We start from the raw sequence: 4,893 nt of genomic DNA, 5'->3' as shown, positions 1-4,893 counted from the left end.
CACTTTAAATGGTTTCTAACATTTTGATTTCGCATAACCGCCATTATGTTAAATGGACTGTAAATTGATGGATTTTTCATACTTTCTATTTTGAAAAAATTTGCAGATCCTTTTTTTAATTTGTAACTTGGACTGCCATCTCTTTCCTAAATAAATTTATACAGTGAATAAGACAGAGCTAAAAGAGCAGAGGACATCCACAGAATAAAGAAATATTCTCTAAATTTATAAAAAAATAAAATATGTATAAAAAATGCTGAAGTTATGACTAGGAAAATCCAAGTCATTATTCCCACTGAAAAACCGTGATCTTGACAGTTCAGATATAAAGACAGTACCAGAAAAATCACTGAGTATATTTTTAACAAAGGTTGAGAATAATGAAAGCTTAGAAAAGGATACCCAAGTTTTTTCATTCCACTTTGACTGGTCATACACAGCTGCATCATTGCAACCATGGCCCACAATATTGCAGCCAGACTCATTTGGCCACCTCACGCAGCTTTATTTTCTTGAAATAAAAACAGGCAAATATATATCCTGTGGCGATGAGCATCAATACAAGATCAACTCCTGCTACAGACCATTGCTGATGCAACACGGTATTCAAGAGGAACGCGTGAGGAGTCAAGAATATGGGACTAAATACTGTCATCCATAAAATAACAGCAGTGAGGATAAAGGACAAAACTATGGCTTTTTGCATTTTAGCCAGCATCGGAATGAATAGAATACCCACCCAGCTGATAAAGAATATGCTTAACTCATACTGAATCCGCTGTTCAAGACTGCCCGTCAAAATCCGGTTAGCTAAAAAATACATGGCTGTCGCAAACGGCAAGCCCAGAAAAGTAAAATAATTAAGGTAAGCAACCACATTATAACTTAAGGTATGTTGCTGTTTAATACGTTTCTTTTGCCATAATAAAGCTCCTGCGACCAGCATGATGCAACCGACGAGACCTAAACCCGCTAGTATCCCCCTCATCCATTGACTGGCGTAATATCCTAAATGAATACCATAAGTTGCCGAGCTGATTTGAGCGACAGGATGCAGATTTCTTTCGGAATTCAGATTCTGTCCGGTATTTGCTGCAAAAATAAATTGCGGATTATTGAAAGTAATTAATTGGTTATATCCATAATCGAACGTAATTAAGGCTTCCGCAGTATTTGGATTTTTGACTTCAAATTTCTCCAGTACAGCTCCATTACTTGCCTGTTGAGGTAGTTGACGGGAGAATACAGAGAATTCTTTTAATTGAAGAGCTGAATTTGCTGCCGATTTTGGCGGATTGATATATTGTATTTCACTATAAAACTTCTTTATTCCATTCTCGCCATAGTGTTTATTGATTCCCGCTGGCACAAGCAGATAGAAGAAGATCATAATCCCGGTAAAGGCCATAATCAGATAAAAAGGCAGAGTTACTACACCGGTAATATGATGCAAATCCAATAATGTACGCTGTCCCTTAAAACTCCGGAATACAAAAAAATCTTTAATTATTTTTTTATGGGTAAAGATCCCGGTAATTAATGCAATGAGAAATAGCACCCCGACAATAACCACTAGCGTTCTACCGACGACATCGGGCAAAGGATACAGACTGTAATGTAATTTAAAAAAGAAGTCGCCTCCCAGACTTTCCCGACCTTCTGTTAAAATTAATCCTGTATGGGGGTCTTGCAGTTTATGGTACTTATTGGTTTGGGCTTGCCATTCTAAAGTGTTAAAAGGCATTCGGGAATTGGCAAGATTCACTCGCCATCTTTTTGCCTCTGAGGCATGGGTATTTAAGTAATCATAGGCAACCTGGGCCGACTCAAAGGAACTAGGAGGCACTTTTAAATATAAAAAATTTTCAGGTTTAGACCAGAGATTAATTTCAGTTCTGAAATAGGCAATAGAGCCGGTAAAAAAAAATCAGGAAGACCGACCACAATACAACGATACCTAACCAGCTGTGTAAAGTTGCCTGTATCTGGCGAAATTGCATTTAATTTTCTCCAAATTTTTTTATGATCCAATAGCTCAGCAATAAAATATAACTGAGATAATTGATGCTCTTTTGCCATAATTTAGACGGAATACAAGGAACTAAAACAATATAAAAAATGAGGAAAGTAAAACTTAGGAGGGCAGATAAATAGATATTTTCAGCTGTTGCAAAAGGTAAATAGTCACGTAAAACCCAAGAGATCCATAAGCTATAGCCATAAGCAGCCAGGCAGATATAAAAAATTTCTTTAATAGATAACCACTCTGGTTTTTGTTTATCCATTGACCTTATCTTTCATCCCATCTCAGGAAGTGAAGAAGTATCTGTACGGCTACAGATACTTCCTAGGTGAATATTAATAATTAATGGTATAGCTTAGGCCAAAAGTACGACCCTCTGCAGGAATGGCCAACAGTGAGTTGCCATTAGTTACTGCTGCTTGCTGTGCAAATACATTTTTGTACTGCTTGTCCCAGACATTATAGACACCAAAATCGACCCGGCCTTTGGCTACAGGGAAATGAGCCAAGACATCCATCGTGGTATAGCCTTTAATATCTGCTGCACTATTGCTATCGGTTAAACCTGCGGCTATTAATGCTTGGTCATCTTTATAGGCTTCATTAGTGCCTTTGATGGCTAGCATTTGTGCACGTACACCATAACCCTCTTCATTATTCCACTCAGCAAACAGGGTGCCTTTCACAGGCGACACGGCAAAAGCATTCAGTTCATGCCATTGATCTGCTGCATCTTTATATTGTCCGCGTGTGTAGCCCAAGGTCCCACCCACCTTATAGTTGTCCATAAATGGATAACTTACCGTAGCTTCTGCTCCATAAATGCGTTGATCTGTATCTACCACATTTACTGAACGGTCAGCGTTGAACTGTACCACCTTATCGGAGGTATTATAGAAACCTGTTAGACCCAAGTTTAAGCCGTCGTCCTGATTTAAGCGCCAACCCAATTCGTAGCTGTTGACCGTGATCGGTGCAATACCTGACGTCGTTAAGGTATAGGCAGCTACATCACGCAGCACGCGTTGTACATCCGGATAACTATAACCTTGTGAAAAATTGGCATAAACTTGCTGCGCATCTGTTAACTCATAGACTGCACCTAAATTGAACAGGAACTTATCAGCATCGGTAGAGTCAGCCGCCATTAAAGTAACCGGATTGCGTGCGGTTAAATAACTGTCAGTGTCTGCCTGAACATACTGATAACGCACACCGGCCTGTACATTCAAACGATCCGTCAGTGCATAATCCCCTTGTACAAATGTGCCAATATTCTGGATTTCTGTATCAGGTCCGGAACCCTGTTTTTCACCTGTTGGTGTATAGACCAGACCATTATTACTTGGTGTATAGTAATCAGCCCACTGGTGATCTTTTTCCCAGTCATAGTCCAGACCATAAGTCAGTTTTAAATCTCGCTCGACCACCTGCAGGTCAGATTGAACAGTAGAGCGAATTCCTGCATAGTCCACATTGGATTGGCTTTGCTTTACATTCACGCCATCTTTGGAATAACCATACGGTACAAAACGCGCTTTTTCATTACGGTAATACGCTTCAACATTCAAAATTTGTCCCAGAAAATCCTGGTTTTGATACTGGGTATTAAACGCATAGCGTTCTGTAAAGGGTTGTTGATCTAAATTCCACCCTTTAATGGCTTTATAAGAAGGCTGTGTCCCGGTTTGCAGATAAGAATAGTCAGGACCATATTCGGTATCCTGTTCATCATTATAGTATTGTGCACCAAAACTTAAGCTTTGCTTATCGGTTAAATTAAAGTTTAAACGACCATTCACATCAAGCGTATCGGTATCCATCGTGCTGCCCTGCCAAGGGCTTAACGAGATACGGTCACCGTTACCATCAAACTGAGAACCCCGACTGGTAAAATCTACCCCTAAAAAACCGTCCATCTTGTCATGACTAAATGAAGCGGTTTGCCCCACCTGATAAGCCAAACTGTCACCACGGAAATTATCAGCCGATGTCAGGCCTAACTTGGTCTGAAAGCTGACCGGTTTCGATTTGTCCGTACGTTTGGTAATAATATTAATAATCCCGCCCGTCGCACCTGAACCATAAATACTGTTCGCACCTGAAACCACCTCGATATGATCAATCATATTCGGACTGATGCTGTTGAGCTGACGCGCCACATCGCGCGAACCCGTCTGTGAAACTCCGTCAATCATCACCAGTACATTCCGCCCACGCATGGTCTGACCGTAATTACTGCTGGTCCCGCTGCTTGGTGCCAATGAAGGTATCAGCTGCGCTAAAACATCTGCGACTTTTCGACTCGCTCCAGCCTGTTGAGCAATTTCTTCACCCTGAATGGTCTGTACAGTTCCTGCAACTTCAGCAATCGTTTTAGGGGTACGGGTTGCTGTTATCACAATAGGAGAAAGCTTTATTGTTTGACCTGAACTTTCAGGCTCCTTTGATGCAGGACCAAACTCTTCTGCGTACAAATGTGAAGAAATAGCTACTGTAAGAAAACACAGACTAAATTGAGATAGTCGCATTTTTAAACCTTTTCACAAACATTAATAATGATGCTAATAATAGTCATTATCATTAGAAATGTAAAATTTTTGTTACATTTTTACTTGTATTTTAACCTAGTATTTATTTTTTCAACTTCTGATGAATGAGAAAAAACTTTTTATTCAGATGTGTATATTTAGAGTATAGGTGAATGTAATACTGAGATTGAGATCCAAGCCAATGGGAAAATTAAGTTAGTTGAAAACTGGCAATGGCGTAATGGCGACTGTTCTACAGGCGAATCAATACTTATTGAAATCTAAGGTAGAGATAAATAAAGCCCTGATCTAGGGTCAGGTGTTATTCCAAAGTAGAAA

The 4,893-nt window shown here is 39.7% G+C and carries 3 protein-coding genes and 1 pseudogene; all 4 read right to left on the bottom strand.

Annotation, left to right across the window (positions count from 1 at the left end; all coding sequences use genetic code 11):
* Nucleotides 1-146: 146 nt before the first annotated feature.
* The gene (locus B3Q46_RS16410) at nt 147-485 is read right to left on the bottom strand and encodes a DUF3325 family protein (RefSeq protein ID WP_004779912.1); all 339 of its coding nucleotides are present in this window, start codon (nt 483-485) and stop codon (nt 147-149) included.
* Nucleotides 482-2,000: pseudogene (locus tag B3Q46_RS03300) on the bottom strand (PepSY-associated TM helix domain-containing protein). The gene B3Q46_RS16410 and the pseudogene B3Q46_RS03300 overlap by 4 nt, the downstream one beginning before the upstream one ends.
* On the bottom strand, nt 2,001-2,285 hold the full coding sequence (locus tag B3Q46_RS03295; protein WP_286713422.1) for a hypothetical protein: 285 nt from the start codon (nt 2,283-2,285) through the stop codon (nt 2,001-2,003).
* Between the two features lie 73 nt (nt 2,286-2,358).
* A complete protein-coding gene (locus tag B3Q46_RS03290; protein WP_286713420.1) occupies nt 2,359-4,554 on the bottom strand; it encodes a TonB-dependent receptor in 2,196 nt (731 codons plus the stop codon).
* Between the last annotated feature and the right edge of the window lie 339 nt (nt 4,555-4,893).

Origin of the sequence: Acinetobacter sp. UBA2581 (assembly GCF_002339435.1) — a bacterium.
GTDB classification, from domain to species: domain Bacteria; phylum Pseudomonadota; class Gammaproteobacteria; order Pseudomonadales; family Moraxellaceae; genus Acinetobacter; species Acinetobacter variabilis.
This window is presented reverse-complemented; position numbering and strand designations above follow the sequence as displayed.